This window comes from Streptomyces sp. SAS_272 (genome assembly GCF_052543235.1).
The window spans coordinates 31,383-58,278 of sequence record NZ_JBMNDR010000012.1 but is presented as its reverse complement, the minus strand read 5'-3'; the positions used below and the strand labels follow the sequence as shown (position 1 = coordinate 58,278).

The 26,896-nt window shown below is 71.4% G+C and carries 20 protein-coding genes and 1 pseudogene; 10 read left to right on the top strand and 11 right to left on the bottom strand.

Translation table 11 applies throughout. The annotated features are described in order from the left end of the window. Positions 1-346 precede the first annotated feature (346 nt). The gene (locus ACN6LD_RS10695; RefSeq protein ID WP_319196951.1) at positions 347-2,065 is read right to left on the bottom strand and encodes a sensor histidine kinase; all 1,719 of its coding nucleotides are present in this window, start codon (positions 2,063-2,065) and stop codon (positions 347-349) included. A gap of 340 nt (positions 2,066-2,405) precedes the next feature. Here ACN6LD_RS10695 and ppdK point away from each other — a divergent pair, with 340 nt between their 5' ends. The 7 genes and pseudogenes from ppdK (at position 2,406) to ACN6LD_RS10660 (ending at position 12,972) form a co-directional block, all read left to right on the top strand. Beyond that, positions 2,406-5,090, top strand: coding sequence for a pyruvate, phosphate dikinase (gene ppdK / locus ACN6LD_RS10690; protein WP_445042982.1), 2,685 nt, complete (start codon positions 2,406-2,408; stop codon positions 5,088-5,090). 15 nt (positions 5,091-5,105) lie between these two features. Continuing rightward, the gene (locus ACN6LD_RS10685) at positions 5,106-5,816 is read left to right on the top strand and encodes a CBS domain-containing protein (RefSeq protein ID WP_319196947.1); all 711 of its coding nucleotides are present in this window, start codon (positions 5,106-5,108) and stop codon (positions 5,814-5,816) included. A gap of 106 nt (positions 5,817-5,922) precedes the next feature. Further along, a complete protein-coding gene (gene adhE, locus ACN6LD_RS10680) occupies positions 5,923-8,625 on the top strand; it encodes a bifunctional acetaldehyde-CoA/alcohol dehydrogenase (protein ID WP_445042981.1) in 2,703 nt (900 codons plus the stop codon). Between the two features lie 244 nt (positions 8,626-8,869). After that, the gene (locus ACN6LD_RS10675) at positions 8,870-10,087 is read left to right on the top strand and encodes a globin domain-containing protein (protein WP_445042980.1); all 1,218 of its coding nucleotides are present in this window, start codon (positions 8,870-8,872) and stop codon (positions 10,085-10,087) included. A gap of 40 nt (positions 10,088-10,127) precedes the next feature. Beyond that, on the top strand, positions 10,128-10,550 hold the full coding sequence (locus ACN6LD_RS10670; RefSeq protein ID WP_319196360.1) for a hypothetical protein: 423 nt from the start codon (positions 10,128-10,130) through the stop codon (positions 10,548-10,550). A 71-nt stretch (positions 10,551-10,621) separates the two neighbouring features. Beyond that, positions 10,622-12,211: pseudogene (locus tag ACN6LD_RS10665) on the top strand (oleate hydratase); the annotation flags it as partial. Between the two features lie 296 nt (positions 12,212-12,507). Beyond that, positions 12,508-12,972 carry a pyridoxamine 5'-phosphate oxidase family protein gene (locus ACN6LD_RS10660; protein WP_445042979.1) on the top strand — a complete coding sequence of 155 codons (465 nt, stop codon included), beginning with the start codon at positions 12,508-12,510 and terminating at the stop codon, positions 12,970-12,972. Here the strand turns inward: ACN6LD_RS10660 and ACN6LD_RS10655 are convergent. The 4 genes from ACN6LD_RS10655 to ACN6LD_RS10640 all read right to left on the bottom strand — a co-directional run bounded on the left by ACN6LD_RS10655 (position 12,962) and on the right by ACN6LD_RS10640 (position 16,266). Then, positions 12,962-13,810: a universal stress protein gene (locus tag ACN6LD_RS10655; protein WP_445042978.1), complete on the bottom strand. Its 849-nt coding sequence runs from the start codon at positions 13,808-13,810 to the stop codon at positions 12,962-12,964. The two genes, ACN6LD_RS10660 and ACN6LD_RS10655, sit on opposite strands and share 11 nt — an antisense overlap. Before the next feature lie 191 nt (positions 13,811-14,001). Beyond that, positions 14,002-14,412 (bottom strand): pyridoxamine 5'-phosphate oxidase family protein, encoded by a 411-nt coding sequence (locus ACN6LD_RS10650; RefSeq protein WP_319196354.1) that lies wholly within the window; start codon positions 14,410-14,412, stop codon positions 14,002-14,004. 113 nt (positions 14,413-14,525) lie between these two features. Then, positions 14,526-15,200 (bottom strand): helix-turn-helix domain-containing protein, encoded by a 675-nt coding sequence (locus tag ACN6LD_RS10645; protein ID WP_445042977.1) that lies wholly within the window; start codon positions 15,198-15,200, stop codon positions 14,526-14,528. A 19-nt stretch (positions 15,201-15,219) separates the two neighbouring features. Further along, positions 15,220-16,266, bottom strand: coding sequence for a zinc-dependent alcohol dehydrogenase family protein (locus ACN6LD_RS10640; RefSeq protein ID WP_445043019.1), 1,047 nt, complete (start codon positions 16,264-16,266; stop codon positions 15,220-15,222). A 219-nt stretch (positions 16,267-16,485) separates the two neighbouring features. Here ACN6LD_RS10640 and ACN6LD_RS10635 point away from each other — a divergent pair, with 219 nt between their 5' ends. Further along, a complete protein-coding gene (locus ACN6LD_RS10635) occupies positions 16,486-16,746 on the top strand; it encodes an STAS domain-containing protein (protein WP_445042976.1) in 261 nt (86 codons plus the stop codon). Here the strand turns inward: ACN6LD_RS10635 and ACN6LD_RS10630 are convergent. After that, a complete protein-coding gene (locus ACN6LD_RS10630; protein ID WP_445042975.1) occupies positions 16,738-17,406 on the bottom strand; it encodes a hypothetical protein in 669 nt (222 codons plus the stop codon). The genes ACN6LD_RS10635 and ACN6LD_RS10630 overlap by 9 nt on opposite strands. Before the next feature lie 270 nt (positions 17,407-17,676). Between ACN6LD_RS10630 and ACN6LD_RS10625 the strand changes: the two genes are divergently transcribed. Together ACN6LD_RS10625 and ACN6LD_RS10620 are read left to right on the top strand one after the other, a co-directional pair. Further along, positions 17,677-18,258 carry an Rv1733c family protein gene (locus ACN6LD_RS10625; protein ID WP_445042974.1) on the top strand — a complete coding sequence of 194 codons (582 nt, stop codon included), beginning with the start codon at positions 17,677-17,679 and terminating at the stop codon, positions 18,256-18,258. Between the two features lie 421 nt (positions 18,259-18,679). After that, positions 18,680-19,144 (top strand): universal stress protein, encoded by a 465-nt coding sequence (locus tag ACN6LD_RS10620; RefSeq protein WP_445042973.1) that lies wholly within the window; start codon positions 18,680-18,682, stop codon positions 19,142-19,144. A 67-nt stretch (positions 19,145-19,211) separates the two neighbouring features. Here the strand turns inward: ACN6LD_RS10620 and ACN6LD_RS10615 are convergent, their stop codons facing one another. From ACN6LD_RS10615 to ACN6LD_RS10595, 5 genes are all read right to left on the bottom strand, one after another. Continuing rightward, a complete protein-coding gene (locus ACN6LD_RS10615; RefSeq protein WP_445042972.1) occupies positions 19,212-19,709 on the bottom strand; it encodes a flavodoxin domain-containing protein in 498 nt (165 codons plus the stop codon). Positions 19,710-19,736: 27 nt separating this feature from the next. Beyond that, entirely contained in the window at positions 19,737-20,468 is a 732-nt protein-coding gene (locus ACN6LD_RS10610; protein ID WP_445042971.1) for a CBS domain-containing protein, read from the bottom strand. Between the two features lie 13 nt (positions 20,469-20,481). Beyond that, complete coding sequence (locus ACN6LD_RS10605; RefSeq protein WP_445042970.1) at positions 20,482-23,190, bottom strand: bifunctional acetate--CoA ligase family protein/GNAT family N-acetyltransferase; 2,709 nt, start codon at positions 23,188-23,190, stop codon at positions 20,482-20,484. Between the two features lie 153 nt (positions 23,191-23,343). After that, positions 23,344-24,357, bottom strand: a complete 1,014-nt coding sequence (gene gap, locus ACN6LD_RS10600) for a type I glyceraldehyde-3-phosphate dehydrogenase (RefSeq protein WP_319187951.1) — start codon at positions 24,355-24,357, stop codon at positions 23,344-23,346. 32 nt (positions 24,358-24,389) lie between these two features. Further along, complete coding sequence (locus ACN6LD_RS10595; protein ID WP_445042969.1) at positions 24,390-26,771, bottom strand: phosphoketolase family protein; 2,382 nt, start codon at positions 26,769-26,771, stop codon at positions 24,390-24,392. Between the last annotated feature and the right edge of the window lie 125 nt (positions 26,772-26,896).

Sequence of the window (26,896 nt, the reverse complement as noted above, 5' to 3'; positions counted from 1 at the left end):
GTGGGGCCCGACCTGGACGCCCACGACGTGTACCTGTGCGGCCCGCGCGGATTCACACAGGACCTGTACGAGGCGCTGCGCGCCGCCGGAGTCCCGGCCCACCGCATCCATCACGAGTCCTTCGAGCTGTGAGGCCGTCGTGCACACGTTGAGGGAGAACCGTCCGCTGCGCCGCATCGTGCCGGCGAGCGCGACGGCATTCTCCGGGATGGCGCTGCTGCTGCTGTGGCTGAACCCGCACATGGCCCCGGACGTCGCCGGGCCGGCGTCCGCGCTACCGCGATTCGGTCCGGTCGGCACTGGAAGCCGCCCACTGACGCCTGCCCTCGCATCCCTGCCCTGAGGCTCACGCCTTCTGCGCCGGCACCCGCCACACCAGCGCGGTGCCGCCGCCCTCGGGCTCCGTCAGCTCCAGTCGGCCGCCCAACTGCTCGGCGCGCTCTGCCATGTTGCGCAGCCCACTGCGGCGGCCGTCGGCCGGGATGCCCACGCCGTTGTCCGTGACCGACAGCCGGATCTCCCGTCCGTCCGTCGCCAGGAGCACGTCGGCGCGGTCCGCGTGGGCGTGCCGGGCGATGTTGGTCAGGGCCTCGGAGAGCACCGCCACCAGATGATCGGCGATCTCCCTGGGCACGTCGGTGTCCAGCAGGCCTTCCATCCTGACGCTGGGGGCGAAGCCCAGCACCGGCGCCGCCTCCCCGACCACCCGTACGGCACGAGCGCGAAGGCCGGCCTCCCCCGCGCCCTCGCGGGTGCGCAGGCCGAAGATCGTCGACCTGATGATCTTGATGGTCTCGTCCAGGTCGTCGACCGCGCGCACCACGCGCTCGGCGGCCTCCTCGTGCTCGATCAAACGGCCGGCGCTCTGGAGCGTCATGCCGGTGGCGAAGAGCCGCTGGATGGCCAGGTCGTGCAGGTCACGAGCGATCCGGTCACGATCCATGAGCACCGCGACCGCCGCCGCGTCCTGGCGGCGTTCCGCCAGCTCCATCGCGATGGCGGCCTGCGCGGCGAAGCTCTGCAGCGTCTCGGTCTCCGTCACCGTGAACCCCGGCCGGCCGGCTTCACGCGCCAGCAGCACGACGCCTCGCGCGCCCGCCTCGCCGGTGCCGATGGGCACGGCGACAGCGGGGCCGAGTCCGCCGAATCGCGGCGGTTCCAGCGAGATGCGCTCGTCGTGGGCGACGTCCTCGCTGGTGACCGGGGCCTCGCCGGCGAAGGCCAGCCCCATCAGGCTCCTGTCCATCGGCAGCACAAGCCCCCGGTGCGCCTCGGAGTCCACACCGACGGCGATCTCCACGGCGAGTGACGCGGTGTCCTCCATGGGCAGCGCGACCGCCGCCAGGGCGGACCCGGTGATCTCGCCGGCCCGCTCGGCGATCAGGGCGAGAACCTCGGCCGGGTCGCTCCCGGACATCAGGCTGTGCGTGATCTCGGCGTTCGCCCGCAGCCAGCGTTCCCGCAGCCGGGACTCCTCGTACAGACGCGCGTTGTCGATGGCGACGCCGGCCGCCACCGCCAGCGTGAGGGTGACCGAGACGTCCTCCTCGTCGAACTGGGCCCCGCCCCGCTTCTCGGTCAGGTACAGGTGGCCGAAGACCTGCTCGCGCACCCGGATCGGGACGCCGAGGAAGGTGTTCATCGGCGGGTGGTGCGCGGGGAAGCCGTACGAGGCCGGGTGGTCGGAGATCTTCGCCAGCCGCAGCGGCTCGGGGTGCCGGATCAGTTCCCCCAGGATTCCGTGGCCCTCCGGGTACGGGCCGATAGCGGCGATCTGCTCCTTGCTCACCCCGACCGTGTGGAAGGCCGAAAGACGCCTGCCGTCCGGGCCGATCACGCCCAGCGCCGCGTACTCAGCGTCGACCAGTATCGCGGCCGCCTCCACGATGCGGTGCAGGGCCTGCTCCAGGTCCAGCTCTCGGCCGACCGAAAGCACCGCCTCCAGAAGGCTGTGGACCCGGTCACGCGTGCCGCGAGCCGCGTCCAGACGCGCTTGCAGCTCCTCCAACAGTTCGTCCAGCCGCAACTGCGGCAGCCGTACGCGAGCCTCCTCGGGGCTTCCCACCGGTACTCCTCCAGGTCCCCTCGACGCACGGACATCCACCGGCCCGGTCATGACTCACGGTAGTGGTCGGCAAGGGCGCGCGGTAGTAGATCCAGACGCGCGCCCGGGACTCCGCTTCGGGGCCTCTCCCGCCGGTCGGCGGGTCCGGCCCGGACCCTGGCCGCTGTCGTTCGGCGCTCGTGCCGCGCCGGGCCGTCAGGGGCGCGGCCGTGCCGGGGGACGACATTGCCTGGGCCGACCGGCCCGGTGGAGGGGACCGACGGCACCTGCCGCCTCCGGTCCCGGCGGCAGGACGCTGGTGAGGTATTCAGTCAGCCGTCCGACCGAGGAGACCGGTGTCATGGCGCGTTACGTGTACGACTTCGCGGAAGGCGGCCGTGACCTGGCCGACCTGCTCGGCGGCAAGGGCGCGAACCTGGCCGAGATGACCCGCCTGGGCCTGCCCGTCCCATCCGGCTTCACCGTGACCACCGAGGCCTGCCGGGCCTTCCTGGCCACCGGCGCCGAGCCGGACACCCTGGCCCGCGAGATCTCCGAGCACCTCGGCGCGCTGGAGCGGTCCGCGGGACGGCGGCTCGGTCAGCCCGACGACCCGCTGCTGCTGTCCGTCCGCTCCGGAGCCCGCTTCTCCATGCCCGGCATGATGGAGACGATCCTCGACATCGGTCTGAACGATGATTCCGTGCTCGGGCTGGCAAAGGTCTCCGGGAACGAACGCTTCGCCTGGGACTCCTACCGCCGCCTGGTGCAGATGTTCGGCAGCACAGTGATGGGTGTCGACGGCTCCCTGTTCGAGGACGCGATGACCACGCTCAAGCGGTCCCGGGGGGCGAAGAACGACCTGGGGCTGAGCGCGGCGGATCTGGCCGGGCTGGTGCGCACGTACCAGGAGCTGATCCGGCGGGAGACCGGCGAGGACTTCCCCCGGTCCCCGGCGGAGCAGCTGCGCCGGGCGGTTCTCGCCGTCTTCGAGTCCTGGAACGGCGAGCGCGCGCGGCTGTACCGCCGCCGCGAGCACATCGCCGACGACCTGGGTACCGCGGTCAACGTGCAGACCATGGTCTTCGGCAATCTCGGGTCCGACTCGGGAAGCGGTGTCGCCTTCACCCGCGACCCGGCCACCGGGCGGCCCGGCCTGTACGGCGACTACCTGGCGAACGCGCAGGGCGAGGACGTCGTCGCCGGTATCCGCAACACCGTTCCGCTGACCGCGCTGAAGGACCTGGACCCGGTCTCGTACGGCCGGCTGCGCACGCACATGGAGGCTCTGGAGAGGCACTACCGGGATCTGTGCGACATCGAGTTCACCATCGAACGCGGCCGGCTGTGGATGCTCCAGACCCGCGTCGGCAAGCGCACCGCGGAGGCCGCGTTCGCGATCGCGGCCGAACTCGTCGACGAGAAGCTGATCAGCGCTGACGAGGGTCTGGCCCGGGTGGACGGGGACGGCCTCTCCCGGCTGATGTTCCCCCGGTTCGACACCTCCGCCGTCGGCGAGGCGCTCGCGCACGGACTGCCCGCCTCACCGGGCGCGGCCGTCGGCGCGGCGGTGTTCGACTCCGCCGAAGCGGTGCGCCGGGCGGGCGCGGGTGAGAAGGTCGTCCTGGTGCGTCAGGAGACCACCCCGGACGACCTGCCGGGCATGATCGCCGCGCAGGCCGTGCTGACCAGCCGCGGCGGGAAGACCAGCCACGCGGCCGTGGTCGCCCGGGGCATGGGGACGGTGTGCGTGTGCGGTGCCGAGGAGATCACCGTCGACACCGCCGGGCGTCGCTTCACCGTGGGCGACACCGTCGTCGAGGAGGGCACGGTCGTGTCCGTCGACGGCTCGGGGGGAGCCGTGTACCTGGGCGCCGCGCCGCTCGTCGACTCCGCGGTGATGCGCTACTTCGAGCAGGGCGAACGGTCGGCCGGACTGGTCGAGGCCGTCGCCCGCGCGATGGAACGGGCCGACGGGGCCCGGCGGCTGGAGGTGCGGGCGAACGCCGACACCCCAGAGGACGCGGCCCGCGCCCGGCGGTTCGGCGCGCAGGGCGTCGGACTGTGCCGCACCGAGCACATGTTCCTCGGCGAGCGCCGCAAGCTGGTCGAGGCGATGATCCTGGCCCGTGACGAGGCCGAGCGCGAGAAGGCTCTGGACGCGCTGCTGCCGCTCCAGCGGCAGGACTTCGTCGGCATCCTGGAGGCGATGGACGGGCTGCCGGTCACGATCCGGCTCATCGACCCGCCCCTGCACGAGTTCCTCCCGGACCGCACCGACCTGGCCGTCCGCCTCGCCACCGCCGAGGCCCGGGGCGCGGCGCCCGACCCGCACGACACCGACCTGCTCGACGCCGTCAGCCGGATGCACGAGGAGAACCCGATGCTCGGTCTGCGCGGGGTGCGGTTGGGCCTGGTGGTCCCGGGACTGGTCGCCATGCAGGTGCGGGCGATCGCCGAGGCGGTCGTGGCACGGACGGAGGCCGGGGGCTTCCCCCGGGCGGAGATCATGGTGCCGCTGGTCGGCGCCGTCGAGGAACTGCGCATCGAACGCGAGGAGGTGGAGCGGGTCCTCGCCGAGGTCTCCGAGGAGTCCGGCGTCCCCGTGCACTGCCCGGTCGGCACCATGATCGAGCTGCCCCGGGCCGCGCTCACGGCCGGCCGGATCGCCGAGGAGGCGGAGTTCTTCTCCTTCGGCACCAACGACCTCACCCAGACCACGTGGGGCTTCTCCCGGGACGACGTCGAGGCGGCGTTCTTCTCCGCCTACCTCGACAAGGGGATCTTCGCCACCTCCCCCTTCGAGACCCTGGACCGCGACGGAGTGGGCCGACTGGTCCGGATCGCGGTCGACGAGGGCCGCGCCGCGCGACCCGGTCTGAAGATCGGCGTCTGCGGGGAGCACGGCGGGGATCCGGAGTCCGTCCACTTCTTCCACGCCGCCGGACTGGACTACGTCTCCTGCTCGCCGTTCCGCGTCCCGGTCGCGCGTCTGGAAGCCGGACGAGCCGCGCTCCCCGGCGCGGAAACAAGCGACAGCAGGTGAAGGAAGGTGGCCGGCATGGCCCGCATCGTCGGTGAGGTGATGACGCACGACGTCGTCGAGGCCTACCGAGAGACCCCGTTCAAGGACGTCGTACGACTGCTGGACCAGCACCGCATCAGTGGGCTGCCCGTCGTGGACGACGACGACAAGGTGGTGGGAGTGATCTCCGAGACCGACCTGATCCGCCGGCAGGCCGCCCGGACGGCGGACGGCAGGACGCGGCTGGTCCGATTGCCCCCGCTGAGCCGCGGCGCACGTCGCACCGCGGCCGTGGGCCGCGCCACCACCGCGCAGCAGTTGATGTCGACGCCTGCCGTCACCGTGCATCCGGAGCAGCGGATCGCGGAAGCAGCGCGGGTGATGGAGCGTCACGGCGTCGAACGCCTCCCCGTCGTGGACGAGGAGGACCGGCTGATCGGCATCGCCACCCGACGCGACCTGCTCCGCGTCTTCCTGCTGACGGACGACGAGATCCGCCGTGAGGTCGGCGAGGAGGTGACCCGCGCCCTCGGGATGTCGGCAGACGGCGTGGTCGTCTCCGTCCGGGACGGCATGGTCACCCTGGAGGGGACCCTGCGGCACCGCGGCGACATTCCGCTCGCGCTCCGGTCGACCTACCGGGTGGACGGGGTGGTCGGCGTCGTCAACGGGCTGAACGTCCGCGGTGAATCGGGGCCGGTCAGTCCCTCGAAGGGACCATCGGGGCCTGGGGAAGAGCCCCGCTGAGGAGAGACGCTGCTGGTGGGAGCGGTACCGATCCCTCGCGTTGCCGCTCCCCTCCCTCGCCCCCGCCCCCCGCGGTGGCCCCTTCCGACGACGGAGGCCCGCTTCCATGACCCGCCACGACGAACCAGGTGCGGCCGCCGGCCTCGCCGCCGCACCGTCCGACATCGCCATCGCGGTGGACCAGCTGGTCGCGAACGGGCTCAAGGCACTCGCCGACTATGAGGCGCTCGATCAGGAACAGGTCGACCACATCGTGAAGAAGGCGTCGGTCGCAGCCCTCGACCAGCACACCGCCCTCGCCCGGCTCGCGGTCGAGGAAACCGGACGCGGTGTCTTCGAGGACAAGGCCGCGAAGAACATGTTCGCGTGCGAGTACGTCACGCACAGCATGGGACGGATGAAGACCGTCGGCGTCATCGCCCGCGACGACATCGACGACATGACCGAGGTCGCCGAGCCGGTCGGCGTCCTGTGCGCGGTCACACCGGTCACCAACCCGACGTCCACCACCGTCTTCAAGGCGCTCATGGCGCTGAAGACCCGCAACCCGGTCGTGTTCGCCTTCCACCCCTCCGCCCAGCGTTGCAGCACCCAGGCTGCCCGCATCGTGCGCGACGCAGCGGTCGCCGCCGGCGCTCCGGAGCACTGCGTGCAATGGATCGAGAGCCCGTCCGTCGAGGCGACCGGCACGCTGATGCGGCACCCGGGTATCTCGCTGATCCTCGCCACCGGCGGCAACGCCATGGTCAAGGCCGCCTACTCGGCCGGCAAACCCGCTCTCGGCGTGGGCGCCGGCAACGTTCCCGCCTACGTCCACCGCAGCACCGATGTGCGCCGGGCCGTCAACGACCTGGTGCTGTCCAAGTCGTTCGACAACGGCATGATCTGCGCCTCCGAGCAGGCCGTCATTCTGGACAGGGAGATCTACGACGCGGTTCTCGCCGAATTCCGCACCCTGCACGCTCACCTGGCCACGGCCGAGGAGAAGGCGAAGCTGGAGACCTTCCTGTTCCCCGCGAGCCGGGCAAACGCCACGGGCACGGGCTGTGAGCCCAAGGTCAACTCGGCTGCCGTGGGGCAGAGCGCGGTCTGGATCGCCGAGCAGGCCGGGTTCTCCGTGCCGCAGGACACGTCGCTCATCCTGGTCGAGACCGCCCGGGTCGGCCCGGACGAGCCGCTCACCCGCGAGAAGCTCTGCCCAGTCCTCGCCGTGCTCCGCGCCGACTCCGCGCGGCAGGGATTCGACCTGGCCGCCGACATGGTGGCCTTCCACGGGCAGGGGCACAGCGCCGTCATCCACACCGGAGATCTCTCGCTGGCCGAGGCCTACGGACGGTGCATCAAGGCCGTGCGGATCATCGTCAACGCCCCTTCCTCGCAAGGCGCGATCGGCGGCATCTACAACAGCCTGCTGCCGTCGCTGACGCTGGGTTGCGGCTCGTGGGGCAGCACCTCGGTGTCCAACAACGTCTCCGCCGCCCAGCTGCTGAACGTCAAGCGCGTCTCGGCGCGCCGTAACAACCTCCAATGGTTCAAGGTCCCGCCGAAGATCTACTTCGAGCCCCAGTCCATCCGCTACCTGACCTCGATGCCGGACGTCCACCGCGTCACCGTCGTCACCGACGCGACCATGACCCGCCTCGGCCTCGTCGACCGGGTCGAACGCGTGCTGCGGCGGCGCCACGAGCCCGTCACCATCCAGGTCATCGACAACGTGGAACCCGAGCCCAGCATCGACTCCGTCCGGCGCGGCGCCCGCCTCATGGGCGACTTCCGCCCGGACACCATCATCGCCCTCGGCGGCGGGTCCCCCATGGACGCGGCCAAGGTGATGTGGCTGCTCTACGAGCAGCAGGCGCAGGGCAAGGACATCGACTTCGCCGACATGCGGCACAAGTTCTCCGACATCCGAAAGCGCGCCTTCCGCTTCCCGACGCTGGGCAAGCTGGCCCGTCTGGTGTGTGTCCCGACCACCTCCGGCACCGGTGCCGAAGTGACGCCCTTCGCCGTCATCTCCGACCCCGCCACCGGCAAGAAGTATCCGCTGGCCGACTACGCGCTCACCCCCAGCGTGGCCATCGTCGACCCGCTGCTCACCACCGCACTGCCCCCGGCGCTGGCCGCCGACAGCGGCTTCGACGCCCTGACCCACGCCATCGAGGCGTACGTGTCCGTCTACGCCAACGACTTCACCGACGGCCTCGCCCTGCACGCGATCCGGCTGATCTTCGACAACATCGAGGCGGCGGTGAACGACCGCGCCGAACGGCCGCAGGCCCGGGAGAAGATGCACAACGCCGGCACCATCGCGGGCATGGCCTTCGGAAACGCCTTCCTCGGCATCGTCCACGCCATGTCCCACACCCTCGGCGCGACCTTCCACATCGCGCACGGCCGCACGAACGCCGTACTGCTGCCGCACGTCATCCGCTACAACGGCACCGTCCCCACGAAGCTCACCGGCTGGCCCAAGTACGAGAGCTACCGCGCCCCGGAACGCTTCCAGGACATCGCCCGCTCTCTCGGTCTGCCCGCCGCCACCCCGGCCGAGGGTGTCGAGTCGCTCGCCTCGGCGGTGGAGCGGCTGCGCGAGGCCGTGGGCATCGAGCCGACGTTCAGGTCACTCGGCGTGGACGAGCACGTCTTCCTCCGCTCACTGCCCCAGCAGGCCCTCAACGCCTACGAGGACCAGTGCGCGCCCGCCAACCCGCGCATGCCCATGCTCGATGACATGCAGGAACTCATGCGGGCCGCCTACTACGGCCGCGAGGAGAGCCGCCCGGACGCTGAGCCCGCCGAGCGGCCGTAGCCCGTGGCAGGGGGCCGAGGGGGCACAGCCCCGGCGCCGTCCGGCCCCCGTCGACGGGCCCCGGCGGGGCCGACCCGCCCCGGGTGACGGGGCCCTTCGGCCCCTCTTCGGCCCTCGGCCGCTCGACCGGGCCGATACACGGTCCGGTGACTGCTAGACAGAGGTCAGCCGCTCCGGAGCGACTCCGATGCGGCTCCCTTCCACTTTCCCTTTCCTCCTTCATTCGCCCTTTCCGGGAGGTTCCATGCTGTCCGCGGAATCCGCCGCCCTCGTACGGGCCACCCTGCCCGCCGTGGCCGGAGCGCTCGACGAGATCACCACCCGCTTCTACGCCACGATGTTCCACGACCGGCCCGAGCTGCTCGACGGGATGTTCAACCGCGGCAACCAGGCCAGCGGCGCCCAGCGCCGGGCATTGGCGGCCTCGATCGCCGGATTCGCCGGCGCGCTGCTGGAGAACCCCGGCGCACGGCCCGACGCGCTGCTGTCCCGGATCGCGCACAAGCACGCGGCCGTCGGCGTCACCGACGACCAGTACACGATCGTCCACAAGTACCTGTTCGCCGCGATAGCCGAGGTACTCGGCGACGCGGTCACGCCGGAGGTGGCCGCCGCGTGGGACGAGGTCTACTGGCTGATGGCCGGTGCCCTGATCAGCCGGGAGGCCCTGCTCTACCAGGACGCTGGTGTCCAGCCCGGCGGGATCTGGCGGCCGTGGACGGTCGTCGAACGCCGCACCGAGACACCCGACGTCGTGTCGTTCCTCCTCCGCCCGGCGGACGGCGAACCGGCTCCACGGGCGCGGGCCGGTCAGTATGTGAGCGTCCGCGTGCGCATGCCCGACGGGGTGCACCAGCTGCGTCAGTACAGCTTGTCCTCGGACCCTGGCGGCCGACTGCGGCGGATCACGGTGACGCGGGTCACCGGGGACGCCGAGGGGCCCGCCGGCGAGGTCTCCACCCTGCTGCTCGACCACGTCGGTGAGGGGGACGAACTGCTGCTGTCCGCGCCGTTCGGCGACGTTTTTCTCGACGATCCGATCGACGCGACCTCCCCGCTCGTGCTGGTCTCGGCGGGCATCGGCTGCACTCCCATGACCGGCATCCTGGCCCACCTCGCCGCCCTCGGATCGATCCGTCCGGTGCTGGTCCTGCACGCCGACCGCTCTCCCGCCGACCACGCCCTGCGCGCGGAGACCCGCGACCTCGTCGGGCAACTGCCGGGAGCGAGCGCCGACTTCTGGTACGAGCGCCCCGGACCGGAGGAACCCGACGCACACATCGGCCTGATGGACCTCAGCGGCACCGAACTCCCGGACGGGGCGGCGGTGTTCCTCTGCGGCTCGCTCCCCTTCATGCGAGACGCACGCGGACAACTGCTGCGTGCCGGTGTTCCCGCCCGGCGCATCCGCTACGAGGTCTTCGGACCCGACCTGTGGCTGCCCGGCGGCACAGCAGCCTGAGCCGCACCGAACCATCCGCCATCCACCGGGAGAACCAGATATGACCAGCGACGACGCCCAGTCGACACCCACGGTCCGGCTGCGCTTCGAGGGCGCCGTGGACCAGGAGACCCTGGCGTACGCCCGCGCGAAGATCGACGCCGTCGTGAGCGGTCCGGGCCTGCCCGCCGTCACCGGCCAGGTACGCCTCGCGCGAGCCGCCTCTCACCACGACAAGAGCCCCTGGTCGGCCTCGGCCGACCTCTACGTCGGCGGCCGGCAGGTGGTCGTCCTCGCCGAGGAAGCGACGGGCACGGAAGCCGTGGACCGGCTCCAGGACCGGCTGCGCCGCCAGATCGACAAGGCCGCCCAGGCCGGGATCAGAGGCCGCCGGACGACGGCCCCGCCGTGGCGCGGCGGAGAGGGTCCGTCACAGACCGCCGAGGGACCCGGCAGCGCCGGAGCGGATTTCCGCACGGCGTGAATCCCCGGAGGGAGCCGGGCCCGTCCCGGCTCCCCGAGTGACCGACGCCCCACGTTCCGGATCGAGCGGCGAGTACGAGGAGTTGTGCAATGGCGAAGGCATATCTGGTGGGCAGCGGAGTCGCGGCACTGTCCGCGGCCACGTTCCTGATCCGCGACGGCGGCTTCGAGGGGTGCGACATCCACCTCTTCGAAGAACAGCGGACCGTCGGCGGCAGCCTGGACGCGGGCGGCACGCCGGACGCCGGCTACACCATGCGCGGCGGCCGGATGTTCGAGGCCGAGTTCCGTTGCACCTACGACCTGCTCTCCGGCATCCCTACCCTCGACGACCCCACCGTCTCGGTGACCGAGGAGATCCGGGCCGGACACGAGGAATTCGCCTGGGACGACATCGCCCGGCTCGTCGACGGGGACGGCAAGATCGTCGACACGACCTCGATGGGGTTCTCCGAGCGCGACCGGCTGGAGCTGGTCCGCTGCCTGGCCTCCTTGGAGGGACACCTGGACGGCAAGCGGATCACGGACTGTTTCGGCGAGCACTTCTTCACCACCACCTTCTGGTTCATGTGGTGCACGACGTTCGCCTTCCAGCCCTGGCACAGCGCGATCGAGTTCCGCCGCTATCTGAGGCGCTTCATCCACCTGTTCCCCGAGTTCGCCTCCATGTCGGGCATCCACCGCACCCGCTACAACCAGTACGACTCCATCGTGCGGCCGCTGACGACATGGCTGCGGGAGCGAGACGTCACCGTCCACACCGACTGCCGCGTGACCGACCTCGGGTTCGCCCCGGGCGTCCGGAGCGGCACGGTGGAGACCATCCACCTGAGCCGGAACGGCCTCACCGAGAAGATCGCCATCACTCCCGAGGACCTGGTCCTCGTCACCAACGGCTCCATGACCGACGCCTCTCGTCTCGGCTCGCACACCTCCGCACCGCCGCCTGTCCCGCAGCGCTCGGACGCCTGGCTGCTGTGGCACCGGCTGGCCCGTGGACGCGAGGAGTTCGGCAACCCGGGAGCCTTCGACAAACGCGTGAAGGAGTCACAGTGGGAATCCTTCACGGTCACCACGAAGGACCCCGCATTCCTCGACGCGCTGGCCGAGTTCAGCGGCCGGCCGGTCGGCAGAGGTGGCCTGATGACCTTCACGGAGTCCAACTGGCTGCTCACGATCGTCGCCAACCGGCAGCCCGTCTATCGCGACCAGCCCGAGGATGTCGGGGTCTGGTGGGGGTACGGTCTCTTCCCGGACCGGGCCGGCAACCACACGCCCAAGCCGATGAGGATGTGCGCCGGCCGCGAGATCCTCGAAGAGGTCCTGCACCATCTGCCGTTCGACGAGCGGACAGCGGCCCGGATCCGGGAGACCTCCACCGTGGTGCCCTGCCTGATGCCGTACATCACCAGCCAGTTCCTGGCTCGCCGCCGCGGCGACCGGCCCGAGGTCGTCCCGAAGGGATCGGTCAACCTCGCCTTCATCGGACAGTTCACCGAGGTGCCCGACGATGTCGTCTTCACCGTCGAGTACTCCGTGCGGACCGCCTGGACGGCGGTGGCGCGGCTCCTGAGGCTGGAGAAGCAGCCGCCGGAGGTATACAAGGGCCACCACGATCCCCACGTCCTGGCGGCCGCTCTGGAGACCATGCACCGCCGATAGTCCTCATGGGGTCGGGACGTCCGGCCCCATGGCCGGGGACGATCGGCACTCACGGCAACAGTGTGGTTCGAGGGACAGTGGAGGCAGGAGCGGCACCGATCCCCCGCGGTGTCGCTCCGCCCACGTCGTCAGGTGACCGTCCCGGCCCGGTAGGGACCACCGGCCGCCGACCGGGGCCGAACGGCCCTGGCGCGAGAGACTCCGGCACAGCTCGAATGGCCTGGTCAGGCCCGCGCGTCGCGGCTGGAGACGAAGACCGAAGACCTGTGAGTAACCCGACGAGACGGAATGCTGCCATGTCCGGTGACGACGACCCATCGAACCCCTCGGGAGCGCACACGAGCGTCGAGCTGGACGGCGTGGAGGCGCTGCGACTCCTGGGCAGTGTGTCCCTGGGACGAATCGTCTTCACCCGGCACGCGCTGCCGACCGTCCGCCCGGTCAATCACGTCCTGGTCGACGGCGATCTCGTCATCCGCACCCATGGTGACGCCGCGCTGACCCGGTACACCCGGCAGACCGGGGGTGAGGGGGCCGTCGTCGCCTACGAGGCCGACGACATCGACCCCGACACCCACCTCGGCTGGAGCGTGGTCGTCACGGGCTATGCGCGGCTGGTCACCGACCCGCAGGAACTCGCCCGCTACCGGGCGTTGTTGCGTCCCTGGACCGCGCAGAGGATGGATCACGCCGTCCGCATCCACCCCGTTCTGGTCACCGGGGTCCGCCTGATCGCCCACGATCCGTCCACTACGGCGTGACCGACGGCCGTCCGCGCGGCACGAGGACCACGGGGCAGTGCGCACGGTGCAGCAGTGTGTGCGTGACCGGGCCCAGACGTGGTCCCAGCACGCTTGTCCGGCGGTGCGCGCCGATGACGACCAGGGCAGCCTCCCGTGTCGCCTCCAGCAGCACGCGGGCGGGAGCGGTGCGGACCGTGTCGGTCTCCACCACGACATCCGCGTACTGGTCCTCGAGGCGGGTGAGGGCGTAGCGCGGTACGGCGTCCTCCGCCCGCGCGTCGCGAGCCAAGCGTTCCCGGCCCACGCTGCGCGCCGGCACCAGGGAGGGAAGTTCGGGGGTGACGTACCGATGGCTCCAGGAGTGCAGGATCCGCAGCCTCACCCCGCGCCGGTCGGCCTCCTGGAACGCGAAGGCCGCCGCCTGTCCGTCCCGGTCGTCCTCCAGGCCGAGCAGCACATGACGCCCGTCGTCGCAGGGGTGGTCTCCCCGTACGACCAGGAGCGGACCCTGGGCGAGCGCAGCCAGCTTGAGACCGACCGAGCCGAACGCCGAGCCCGTCAGCGCACCGAAGCCGCGTGTCCCCACGACCGTCAGGTCCGCTTCCGCGCTTTCGCGGGCCAGGGCGTGCACCGCGCCGCCTTCCACGGCGACGGTCGCCACCGGCAGATCCGGATACCGCCGGCGCAGACGCGCCGCGGAGCATCCCAGGACCGGTGCGGCCTCGTCCCGGTCCCGAACCGCGTACACCACGCGCAGCACGGCACCGCGGCGTACGGCCTCTGCCGCGGCCCAGTCCAGCGCCCGGACGGAAACCAAGGAGCCGTCCACTCCGACGACTACGCGATGGAGGGTCATCGCCGTGCCTCCCCTTCTGTGAGCGATCGTCCGATGGAGGCGCCGCCCGTCGGGGCGCCGACCTCCTCTGACGATGCTCGTCCCGTGGCCAGGCCTCGGACAGGAGCCGAGAGGGATCCCGGACACGCCGAACGGCCCCTTTCCCAGGGGCCGTTCGGGTCTCAGGTCGTGAACGGCACGCCGTACGGACTTCACCCGCCCACGAGTTCGCGCCCGGTGACCAAGTCCGCATCGATGCGCACGAAGACCTCTTGTGGCGCCGGGGCCCAGGAGAGCGGGCCGGCCAGCAGGAGTCGCGCGTGCTCTGCGGGGTCGGTCACCACAGTGGCCGCGCCGGTCACCACCACGCTCCAGCCGGCGTGGGCGGCGGCGTCGACCTGGTCGGCTTCGAACGCGACCACCGCCCCGTCGATCGCGCTCGCCATTCGCGAGAAGGCCGAGGTACGCAGCAGCACCGCGCCGTCGCGGTCCAGGCAGAAGTTGACCGGCAGGACGGCGGGCAATGCCTTCCGCGTGAACACGACGCGCCCCACCGGCACCTTGGCCAGCAGGCGAAGACACTCCTGCCGGTCGAGCTCACGGAATCCGTCGTTGGCATACATCGGCCTTCTCGTCTCTCACCTGGCAAACCGGTGTTTCGCTGATCCACCCTCAAGCGGTGACGAACCTGCGGCCAGGGACCATCGGTCCCTGGCCGTCCGGAGAAGGACCCGCTTCAGACCGCGATCCTGCGCCCCGTCACCGCATAGGGCTCGATGCGCACCCACAGATCGCGTCGACCGCCGGCCCAGGGCCTGCTGCGGGCCTGCTGCGCAAGCCGTTGAGCCTCGGCCACGTCCGTCACCAGGCGCGCGCGACCCCGCACCAGCACGCTCCAGCCCTGGCTGAACGCGTCGTCGATGCGGTCGACCTCGAAGGCCACCGGAGTGCCCGGCGCCAGCGACGGCGTCGCGCCCCGAGCGGTCCGGAAGACGATCGTGCCGTCGATGACGGTGTAATTGACCGGGACGATCAACGGCCCGTGCGTCGTGGACACCGCCAGCCTTCCCACGCCGTGCGTCGAGAGCAGGTCGCCGCACTCGGTCCTGCTCAGCTGCGTGAACCGGGGCGCGTACCCGGCCTGTCCGGGGCCGGGAGGCAGATCCACGTCCCCTCCGGTGAGCGCCGAAACGGTCGTCCGGAGCGCTTCGGCCAGCTTGAGCAGAACACCCTGGTTCGGCGCGGCGTCGGCATACTGCTCCAGGTATGCCAGATAGGTGGGCGCCATCTCCGCGCGCGTGGCCGTCTCCTCCCGCGTCAGCCCGAGCCGGACACGGCGTGCCGTGATCCGGCGGCCCAGGTCACCCGCGTGCAGGCGGTGTGTGACGTCCCCCTGTGATGGTCCGGACATGAACCCCCGCCTCCTCTCCTCAAGCCGCCGGGACGGCTACCTCGTCGTGCGGATGTCCGCCGAGCACCACCTTGAGGGCGCCGGTGTCGGCGGCCCGGGCGAAGACGTCGTAGGCCTCCTCCATGCCGTCCAGCGGGAAGGTGTGGGCGACCAGCTGTGCGGTGGGCAGTCGGCCGGCCGCCGCCATCCGCAGCAGGGTGGGCGTGGAATGCGTGTCCACCAGGCCCGTGGTGATGGTGATGTTCTTGATCCACAGGTCTTCCAGGTGCAGCGTCGCGGGCCTGCCGTGAACACCGACGTTGGCCACGTGGCCGCCGGGCCGCACCACCGGCACGCCGACGGCCTCGATGACCACATCTGCGCCGAGCCCGTCCGTGAGATCGGCGACCAGTTGCCCGGGATCCTCACGGGCGTCGGCCACGGCATCGGCTCCGAGCTGCCGGGCGGCCTCCAGGCGTGAAGCGGCCAAATCGACCGCGACGATCCGCTCGGGGGCGAACAGACGGGCCGTGGCGATCGCGGCGAGGCCGATCGGGCCGGCTCCGACGACGGCCACGGTGTCGCCGGGGCGCACGTGTCCATTGAGGACGCCCACCTCGTAGGAGGTCGGGAAGATGTCCGCCAGCAGGACGGCGTCCTTGCTCTCCAACGCAGCGGGCAAAGCGTGCACGGACAGGTCGGCATGGGGAACACGGACGTACTCGGCCTGGGTCCCGTCGATCAGATGGCCGAGGATCCAGCCCCCGCCGCCGCGACACTGGCCGTAGGCGGCCTCGCGGCAGTAGCGGCAGCGGCCGCAGGCGCTGATGCAGGAGACGAGCACGCGGTCGCCGGGACGGACGGTCCGTACGTCGCTGCCGATCTCCACGATCTCGCCGACGGCCTCGTGACCCAGGACGGTACCCGGGCGCACCTCGGGTACGTCGCCCTTGAGGATGTGCAGGTCCGTGCCACAGATGGTGACAGCGCCGACCCGCACGACGGCGTCGGTGGGCTCCTTGACGGCAGGGTCCGGTACGTCCTCCCAGGCAGACTGCCCGGGACCGTGGAAGACGAAGCCTTTCATGATGATCATCACCGCTCTTCGCTCGAGTCCGGAGGTTCCCTGTCAACCAGCTTGTCCTGTATTCACCCGATCCGCTTGGGCCTTCCGGCCCCGCCCTCGGGCTGGACGGGTCCTTGCGGCCCCGAGCCGGCGGAAAGGGCACGCAGGTCCCGTCGGCCCCGCCCGGAAGGGATCGAACGGCCCTTCCCCGCCCCCTGTCGGCCCCGCTTTCCTTTCCCTATGGCCGAGAACCACACGAGGTCCATGCCGTACCGCACGCATCACGGCGTCGGCGGCACGATCATCGTGACTCTGCAAGGCGAGATCGACGTGGTGGCCGCGCCTGCGCTGGCAGCGCACCTGGACACACTCACCGCCGGCCGGCGCCCCGATCTGGTGCTCGACCTGCGTCCGGTGTCGACTGCGCCGGGCTCGGCGTGCTGTGCCGGGCACGCAACCGGGCGCGCTCCGGTCAAGGCCGGCTTCGGCTGGTCACCGTGAGTACTTGCTTTCTGCGGCTTCTGCGCTGCACCGGGCTGGCCGGTGTCTTCGACATCCGTTCTCGGTGGCCCGACGACCCGGCCGACCCGTCGGTCGCAGCCCCGCCTTCGCGGAGGCCGGCTGAGTCAGCACGGTGACGGAGTCCTGGCCGGGTGACCTGTCGCAGGACCTGACTCGCTGCACGTCGAGGGTGGCGGGACCTTCCGGGCCATAGCCGAAGCGCATGATCAGCTGGGGATGCGGGGCACCGCCGGAGGCGACGGGCAGGGCGTCCCGCAGATCCGCCCACTCGACCGCCTGATGCAGCAGGGACGCCCGTAGTCCGTACGCCGTGGCGACGAGCCAGCCGTGCTCCAGCGCCTGTCCCGCGCGCAGCCAATCGAGGCGGCGATCGTGGTCGGTGCTCAGCAGGGCCATGACCGGATCCGCCTCGAAGGGCCGTGCGGTGAGCCGTTCGGGATGCCGCTGTGCGGTGAAGTCGCGCAGCGGAAGCCTCTCCCGGGCGTCCTGCGGGCCCAGGGCAGATCGTGGCAGGCCCGTGGCTGGCGCCGGTTCCAGATCGCGATGGACCCGGTGGCGGTCCTCGGCCGCCCGGTCCGCGTCGCAGCGGTTGCGCCGCTCGGCCTCGGCGGTCAGCCGCAGCAGACGGGTCGTCGTCACCCATGATGCCCTCCCACCCGCACGCGTGCGGCGGACGGTTCGTACTGTCCCTATGAGCATGAGCGCCCGGCCCCTGCGTCGGCAGAGGTCGACCGACCTGCACAGAGGTCCGGGCGGACCAGGTGAGCTCCGGGCTGAACGGCCCCCGCGGGGCGCCGAAGTCGGTGCCGAGCGGCCCCGTGACGACACCTGGCCGGCCCATGTCGAGGCGGCGCCGCAGCTGTCACGTTTCCATCTGTCATCAGGACCACGACGAGGAGGTGCGGACCGATGCGCAGAAGCACATACGCGAAGAAGCGGCTGTGGCGGTGGCGGAACAACCCGCTGCGGCGGCACGACGACATCGTCGAGGCCTGGATCGTGCTCGTCATGTGGACGGTCGTCGCCGTGGGCGGCACCGTTGCCGGCCTCGTGACAGCCCACTCCGCGAGCGACGTGTTCGCACAGCAACGAGCCGAGCGCCGGTCCGTCCGGGCCGTCCTGCTGAACGACGTCCCGCTCGGCGCCACCGCGGTCGGCGGCACCACCGATCGCCGGACGGCGTCGGTACGCTGGACGACTCCCGACGGCTCCACCCGCACGGGACGGACCCTGGTGGAGACGGGCCGCGAAGCCGGCTCCCAGGTGACGGTCTGGCAGGACGGGCAGGGCCGGCTCACCCCCGCGCCCACGGGGTCCACGGAGGCGTCAATCGAATCGGGCTTCCTGGGCACCGGTGCCGCAGCCGCGCTGGCCGGCTTGGTGATCGGCGTCGCAGCGATCGCCCGCTGGCGGCTCGACCAGCGCCGCATCGACGGATGGAACCGGGAATGGGACGTGGTGGGACCGCTGTGGAGTCACAAGACCGGCTGATCGCGCCGCTGACTGCGAGCTCCGGGCCGCACGCGCGGCCCGGAGTTCCTTGCATCTCCCCTGCGCGAACGGCCCCGGACTCTCAGGGATCCGGGGCCGTTCGGCCCCTGCCCGACAGCGAGGGGACGCGCGACACTCTGGACCGCGGGCATACGTGCGCCGCTGCGCCGAAGGGGCGGACTCCGATGGAAGACGTGATTCTTGCCTGCACCGAACCGTCGGCACGCAGCCGTTCGGCGATCGACTGGGCCGCACGGAAGGCCGGCTGCACGGCTTGCCCCTGCGTGTGGTCCTCGGCCCCCCGAAGGAGCCGGGCCAGGCGAAAATGATCGTGTGCGGTGTATCCCGGGAAGCCGCCGTCACGGACTGCCCTTCCGGTCCCCTTCGTCCGGAGACCGTCGACCCCTCGGGCGGACGTCCGGTGGTGCTCGTTCCCGACGGATCCACGTCCGCAGACCACTCCGGCAGGGTCGTCGTCGGAGTGGACGCCCGAGACCCGTCCGACGGCGTCATCGCGTTCGCCTTCGGGTGCGCCCGGGCACGCGGGGCGGGTCTGCACGCCGTGCATGCCTGGTCGCTTCCTTCCCGGGCTGCCGCATGGCCTTTCGGCGTGCCGGAGAAGGAACGTGCGACCTGGGAGGACCACGAAGTACAACTCCTGGCGGACGCGCTGCGCCCATGGCGCGAGAAGTACCCGGACATACCGGTGTGGGAGGACGTGCTGCTGTTCCCTCCCGCGCAAGCCTTGCTGCACCACTCGGGGAGCACGGCCCTGGTCGTGGTGGGTCACAGATCCTGTACGGAGTGGGGTGCGGTCGTGCAGACCCTCCTGCGCGAGGCCGCGTGCCCCGTCGCCGTGGTACCGACGGGTGCGCCGCCACGGTGACGGGCCCCGACGCCCGGCGCGGGCCCGGGTGCCAGGGTCCGTCACCGAGAGCTGGACACCACGCTCTCTAGGTGTGCGTCAGGGTTTCGGCAACGCCTTCGGCCCACTTCTCGATCGCTCCGAAGTCCCGGAAGTCGCCGCCCTTGCCGGAGCGGAGAATCATCCCGGCCACTCGTCCCTTGGCACCCGCTTCCAGGCACCCGCCGAAGGTGACATGGTCCCGAACGTCCAGGCGGTTCATGGCCCGCTGCACGCCGCGCACCGGCGGGATGCTCCGCTCGGAGGCGGAGGCGTCGAGCGGTCCGCTGCTGAAGAACCACACCGGGCGCTCCGCGAGTTCGGCGCGGAGCCGGCGGACAAGCCGCCGCGCGTCCTTGTGCCAGCGTCCCGCGTAGAGCCCGCCGCCGACCACCACGGCGTCGTACGACGCCACGCGCGTCACGGACCGGGCCGGCAGCAGGTCGACGTTCAGGCCGTCCTTGCGCAGCACGTCCGCGACGGCTTCGGCGATCCCCTCCGTCGCTCCGTTCGTCGTTCCGTAGGTGACCAACACACTGTCGGTCATGACGGTTCGCCTCCTTCTTTTGTGGGCTCACAGCCGGCGCAGCCAGTCGTCGGCCACGCCGTGCAGGGCTTGTTCCTCGACACGGACGCGTGCGTCGTCGAGGCGGTAGGCAAGCTGGTCGACCACGTCCACCACACCGTCGATGCGGCGCGTCATGGACAGGGCGATCCGGGTCTCGCTCTTGCGTTCCATATGTCCGGCCAGCGTGACGACGCCCTCGGTGACGGAGACGTCGACGCTGCGCGGCGGCAGCCCCAGGGCATGCACCAGGACTTCGTCGATCACCTCGTTGTGGATCTCCCTGTCGGGCCGCAGGAAGACCTGGAGGAGGTCGTGGCGCGTGACGATGCCGACGAGTCGCTCCTCCTCGTCGAGGGCGGGCAGCCGTTCCACCTTCCGCTGGGCCATGACGCGGGCGGCCTGGACGATGGTGTCTTCGGCGTGCACGGTCACGGGCGGTGCGGTCATCAGCCGGCCGGCGGTGCGGGCCCTGCCCTTCGCGGCCTGGCGCCTGGCGCCGGGGGCCAGCTCGGCCAGCCTCGTGCGGTGCTTCGGTTCGTACGGGTCGGGGCTGGTCGCCTGGTGCATCATCAGGTCCGTTTCGGACAGGACTCCGATGACCTTGTCGTCCTCGTCGACCACCGGCAGCCCGCTGATCCGGTGAGCGGCAAGCAGGCGGGCCACCTCCTTGAACGACGTGCCGTATTCGGCGCGGACGACGTCCGCGGTCATCACGGAGCCGACCTTGTTGTGCCTCATGGCCGTTTCCTCCTCAGCGCAGCCTGCGCAGATACGGGTCCTGGGGGCGGCGCGGCAGCAGCCGCACCCTCGCGTCGAGCACGGTGACGCCGCCCGGTGCCGCCAGGACGGGGTTGAAGTCGGCCTCGGCGAGCTGCGGGAGGTCCGCAGCCATCCGGGACAGCCGCAGGAGCAGGTGTTCCAGGGCTTCGAGGTCGACGGGGGTGTTTCCGTCCGCGCCCAGCAACAGCGGGGCGCACCGCGTCGTGGTGATCAGGTCGTGCACGTCGCGGTCGGTGAGCGGGGCGAGGCGGGCCGCGTGATCGGCCAGTACCTCGGTCGCCGTGCCGCCGAGCCCGAACAGCACGAGCGGGCCGAAGACCTCGTCCTGCACGACGCCGGCCAGCAGCTCGGTGCCGCGTGGCGCGAGGGGCTGGAGAACCACACCGGTCATGAGGCCCGCGAAGCGGGTCTTCAGATCCCGGAAGGCGGTCCGCACCTGGGCGTCGCCACGGAGGTCGAGGCGGACGGCCTGGTGCCGGGTCTTGTGCACGAGCCCGGGCCAGTGTGCCTTCATGACCACACGGCCACCGAACCCACGCAGCCGGTCGGCGGCGGCGACGGCCTCGTCCTCGGTCTCCGCCCAGGTCCACGGGATCTGCCGGACTCTGTAGCAGGACAGGAGCTCAGCGCAGGTGTGTGGGTCGAGCCAGCCTCCGTCGGGGTGTTCCGCGAGGTGGTCCGCCACGACCGTACGGGCCCGCCCGGTCTCGATGTCGTCGAGGTCGGGGACGACGCCGGCGGGGCGGGCGAGCCAAGCGGTCCGGTGGGCGGCGTGCGCCAGCGCGCGGGCCGCGGCCTGCGGTTCGGCGTAGGACGGAATCGCGCCGCCCCCGGCGGCGGGCAGCAGCCGGACCGGCACATCCTGCTCCAGGCGTACGGCGAGCACGGGTCGTGCCCGTCGGCCGGGAGCGGTGGTGACGGCCCGCACCAGGTCGTCCCCGGTGGCCGCGGCGACGGCGGTGGGCACGAGGGCCACGATGACGGCGTCGATGCCGGAGCACCGGCTCAGGCGGTCGACGCACTCCGTGAGCTGGTCCTCCGAAACGGCGGCGGTGGCGTCGACCGGGTTGCCGACGGCGGCACCGTCCGGGAGTACGGCGAGCAGTTCGTCGGCCGTGGCGGGCGTGAACGGGGGCAGGGCGAGTCCCGCCTCCGCGCAGGCGTCGGCGGCCAGCACCCCGGCGCCTCCCGCGTTGGTGACGATCGCGACGCGGCTGCCTTCCGGCAGCGGCTGAGAGTGGAACAGGGCTGCCGTTTCGAGGAGTTCGCCGACCGAGCGGGTCGCGGTGATGCCGGCCTGGGTGAACAGCGCCCCGCGGGTCATGGTGCGGGTGGCGGCGGCCGCGGTGTGCGAGGCGGCGGCCTTGCGCCCCGCGTCGGTACGGCCGGCGTCGACGGTCAGCACCGGGATACGGCGCGTGACGCGCCGGGCGGTACGGGAGAAGGCACGCGGATTGCCGAAGGATTCCAGGTGCAGCAGGGCGAGACCGGTGCGGTGGTCGCTCTCCCACCACTGGAGCATGTCGTTGCCGCTGACGTCGTACTTGTCCCCGAGGGAGACGAAGGAGGAGACGCCGATGCCCAGCCGGGACAGTCCGTCGAGCAGCGCGATGCCGACGCCGCCGGACTGCACGGCGACACCGGCGGTTCCGGGGCGGGGGTGCTCGGCGGCGAAGGTCGCGTCGAGCCTCAGCTCCGGGTCGGTGTTGGAGACGCCGAGGCAGTTGGGTCCGACGAGCCGCATGCCGTAGGTGCGGCAGGCCGCCAGCAGCGCCTCGGTCCGGGCGTGGTCGAGTCCGGCGGTGACGACGACGAGCGCGCGTACTCCGGCCCGGCCGCACTCGTCGGCGACTGCCGGGACCGCCGCGGCGGGTACGGCGACGATCACGAGGTCGGGGGTCCTGGGGAGGGCCGCGACGGAGGGGTGGGACGGCACGCCGAGGATCGACGTGACACTCGGGTTGACGGCGAACAGCCGTCGCGTGAAGCCGCCCGTGTGCAGGTGGTGGAGGATCGCCCGGCCGACCGAGCCGGGCGTGCGTCCCGCTCCGACCACGGCGACGGCGTCCGGGCGCAGCAGGGGCACGAGGCTGGCCACGTCGGCGGCGCGGCCCCGGGCCTCGACGGCCGACAGATAGGTGTCGTCCTGGTCCAGGCGGACCGTGCAGCGCACCTCCGGTCCCTCGAAGTGGCGGGAGGTGCGCAGGCCCAGGTCGGCGAAGAGGCGGAGCACTTCGTGGTTCTCGCTGAGCGCGTCGGCCGTGAAGGCGGTGATGTCCTCCGCTCGCGCCGCCGAGACCAGGTGTTCGACGAGCAACGTGCCGACACCCCGGTGGTGCAGGCCGTCGGCGACGGCGATGGAGATCTCCGCCGTCTGCTTCTGCGCGCCGTCCGCCCCGCCGCCGGTGTCGTACTCGGCGAGGCCGATCACCCGACCGTCCACCTCCGCCAGCAGGGCCCGGTAGCCCGGGCGGGCCGGGGCGCAGGCCCGGTCGGCGGCCGTGTCGGCCGAGCGTCGGCTCGCGGCGAAGAACCGCAGGCGGAGATTCTCCGGCGACATCTCCTCGTAGAGCCCTCGCAGCCGGCCGTGGTCGCTCGGCAGCACCGGGCGTATGCACACGGTGGTGCCGTCCGCGAGCAGGGCATGGACCGAGGGGCGGCTGACCACGTCGTCCGTCATCGCAGGTCTCTCCTCCGTGGATGTCGTCACTTCGATCGTCCTGCGGAGCGGGCGGCGATCCCATGGGCTGTACGGGGGGCGGGTCGGGGCCGGTCGGCCCTCCCGTTGCGGCCGACCGGCCCGCCCCTCGGCACAGGACCTTGTGCGTCCGGGTCAGTCGTCCGCGACGAGAGCCGTCAGGTCCAGGAGACGGTTGGTGTAGCCCCACTCGTTGTCGTACCAGCCGAAAACCTTGGCCAGAGTGCCGTTGGCCTGGGTCAGGGCGGGGTCGAAGACGCAGGACGAGGGGTCCCCGATCACGTCACGCGAGACGATCGGAGCCTTGGAGACACGCAGGATGCCGTTCAGCGGGCCGTCCGCGGCGGCCTCGAACGCGGCGTTGACATCGTCCGCGCTCGCCTCGCGGGTGAGGACGAGGGCGAGATCGGTGAGCGAGCCGTCCTCCACCGGTACCCGGACGGCGATCCCGTCCAGGGCGCCGGCCAGCTCCGGCAGCACCAGACCCACGGCACGGGCCGCTCCGGTGCTGGTGGGGATGATGCTGAGGGCGGCGGAGCGGGCCCGGCGCAGGTCCTTGTGCGGACTGTCGAGCAGGGACTGGTCGTTGGTGTAGCCGTGGATGGTGGTCATGACACCGCGCTCGATACCGAAGGCCTCGTCGAGCACCTTGACCATGGGGGCGACGCAGTTGGTGGTGCAGGAGGCAGCGGAGACGATCCGGTCGCGGTGCCGGTCGTAGGTCTGGTCGTTGACGCCCATCACGATGGTGGCATCCACGCCCTTGCCGGGCGCCGACAGCAGCACGGTGTGGGCCCCGCCCTTGAGGTGCAGCGCCGCGGCGTCCCGGTCCCGGAAGCGGCCGGTGGACTCGATGACGATGTCGGCGCCGTAGTCGGACCAGCGCAGGGCGGCCGGGTCGCGTTCGGCGGTGACGGCTATGCGCCGCCCGTCGATCGTGAGGGAGCTGTCGTCGTGCCGGACGTCGCGCCCGATGCGCCCGAACGTCGAGTCGTACTCCAGCAGGTGGGCCAGGGTGGCGGGTGCGGAGATGTCGTTGACGGCGACGACCTCGACGTCCTGGGTGCCCTCTTCGGCACGGTCCAGGGCTGCGCGCAGATAGGTGCGGCCGATCCGGCCGAAGCCGTTGATGCCGACGCGTACGGTCATGGCGGTGAGTTCCTTCCGGGGCTCAGGGGCGTTCAGGAGTTCCAGGTCCATTCGGCGACCTCGGGGAGGTCGGTGCCGTGCTCGCGGATCCAGGCCTGGTGGCGGGTGCGGACGTCGGCCATCTGCTGGCGTACGGCGGCGGCGCGCACGGCGAGGCCGGGGACGCGGTCGATGACGTCCATGACGAGCCGGTAGCGGTCGAGGTCGTTGCGCACGACCATGTCGAAGGGCGTGGTCGTGGTGCCGGACTCCTTGTAGCCGCGCACATGCAGATTCCGGTGGCCGGTGCGGCGGTAGGCGAGGCGGTGGATCAGCCAGGGGTAGCCGTGGTAGGCGAAGATCACCGGCTTGTCGGTGGTGAACAGGCCGTCGTACTCGAAGTCGCTCATGCCGTGCGGGTGTTCCTCACGCGGCATGAGCCGGGTCATGTCGACCACGTTGACCACGCGGACGGCGAGGTCCGGGAGGTGTCGGCGCAGCAGTTGGGCGGCGGCGAGCACCTCCTGGGTGGGCACGTCACCGGCGCAGGCCAGGACCACGTCGGGTTCGCCGCCGTTCTCGGTGCCGGCCCACTCCCAGATCCCCGCGCCGCGGGCGCAGTGCGCGCGGGCGTCGTCCATGGACAGCCAGTCGAAGCACGGCTGCTTGCCGGCCACGATCACGTTGACGTAGTCACGGCTGCGCAGGACGTGGTCGGCCACCGACAGCAGGGTGTTGGCGTCCGGCGGCAGGTAGACGCGCACGACGTCCGGGCTCTTGTTGAGGACGTGGTCGACGAAACCGGGGTCCTGGTGGGAGAAGCCGTTGTGGTCCTGCCGCCAGACATGCGAGGTGAGCAGGTAGTTGAGGGAGGCGATAGGCGCGCGCCACGGCAGCTCCCGTGACGTCTTGAGCCACTTGATGTGCTGGTTGACCATCGAGTCGACGATGTGGACGAACGCCTCGTAGCAGGAGAACAGTCCGTGCCGGCCGGTCAGCAGATAGCCCTCCAGCCAGCCCTGGCAGGTGTGTTCGGACAGGATCTCCATCACCCGGCCGTGATGCTCGAGGTGCTCGTCCACCGGAAGGTGCTGGGCCTGCCACGCCTTTCCGCTGACGTCGAACACCGCCTGGAGCCGGTTGGAGGCGGTCTCGTCGGGCCCGACCAGCCGGAAGTCACGGCGGGCGCCGGTGTCCTTCATCACCCGGGCCAGGAGGTCGCCGAGAACCCGGGTGGGCTCGTGCAGGGTCGCGCCCGGCTTGTCGACGGGCACGGCGAACTCGTCGAGCGCCGGCAGGGGCAGGTCACGGACGAGCAGTCCGCCGTTGGCGTGCAGCGTTGCGCCGAGCCGCTTGGCGCCGTCGGGGACGCAGGCGAGGACGTCGGCGACGGGCCGTCCGTCGGCGCCGAAGAGCTCCTCGGGCCGGTACGAGCGCAGCCAGGCCTCCAACTGCGCCAGGTGCTCGGGGTTCTCCCTGACCCCGGCCAGGGGGACCTGATGCGCGCGCCAGGTGCCCTCGACGGGCACGCCGTCCACCTCTGCCGGACCGGTCCATCCCTTGGGGGTGCGCAGGACGATCATCGGCCAGTGCACGCGCTCGGTGACGCCGTCCTCGCGGGCGCTCCGCTGCATCACGCCGATGCGATCGAGCGCGTCGTCCAGTGCCGCCGCCATGGCCCGGTGCACCGTGGCGGGGTCGTCGCCGGTCACGTGGATCGGGTCGTGGCCGTATCCGCGCAGCAGCGCGTCGAGTTCGGCCTCGGGAAGCCGGGCTAGCACCGTCGGATTGGCGATCTTGTAGCCGTTGAGGTGCAGGATCGGCAGGACGGCGCCGTCGTGCGCGGGGTCGAGGAACTTGTCGGAGTGCCAGGAGGCGGCCAGCGGGCCGGTCTCCGCCTCACCGTCTCCGATCACACAGGCGACGAGGAGGTCCGGGTTGTCGAAGGCGGCGCCGTACGCGTGGGAGAGGGAGTAGCCGAGTTCGCCGCCCTCATGGATGGAGCCGGGCGTCTCCGGGGCGACATGGCTGGGCACGCCGCCGGGGAAGGAGAACTGCCGGAACAGTTCGGCCATGCCGGCCCCGTCTCGCGGCACGTCCGGGTAGGTCTCGCTGTAGGTGCCCTCCAGCCAGGAGTTGGCCAGCACGGACGGCCCGCCGTGCCCCGGCCCCCACACGCACAGCGCGTCGAGGCCGCGTGCTTTGATGACGCGGTTGAGGTGGGTGTACACGAGGTTGAGGCCGGGCGAGGTGCCCCAGTGGCCGAGCAGTCGGGGCTTGATGTGCTCAGGCCGCAGCGGCTCCGTGAGCAACGCGTTGGACATCAGATAGATCTGGCCCGCCGCGAGGTAGTTGGCCGCGCGCCAGTGCGCGTCCAGGGTGCGCAGCTCGTCGTCGGAAAGTACGGTGACGTCCTGGTGTTCGACCTTGGACATGGGTGAGACTCCGGAAGTTGTCGGCACAGTCATCGGGTGGTGGAGGCGGCGTGGCCGGCGAGTACGCGATCGAGACGTGACTGCTCGGCCTGCGGACGGAGTTGGTGGAGGTAGGGGAGTGAGAG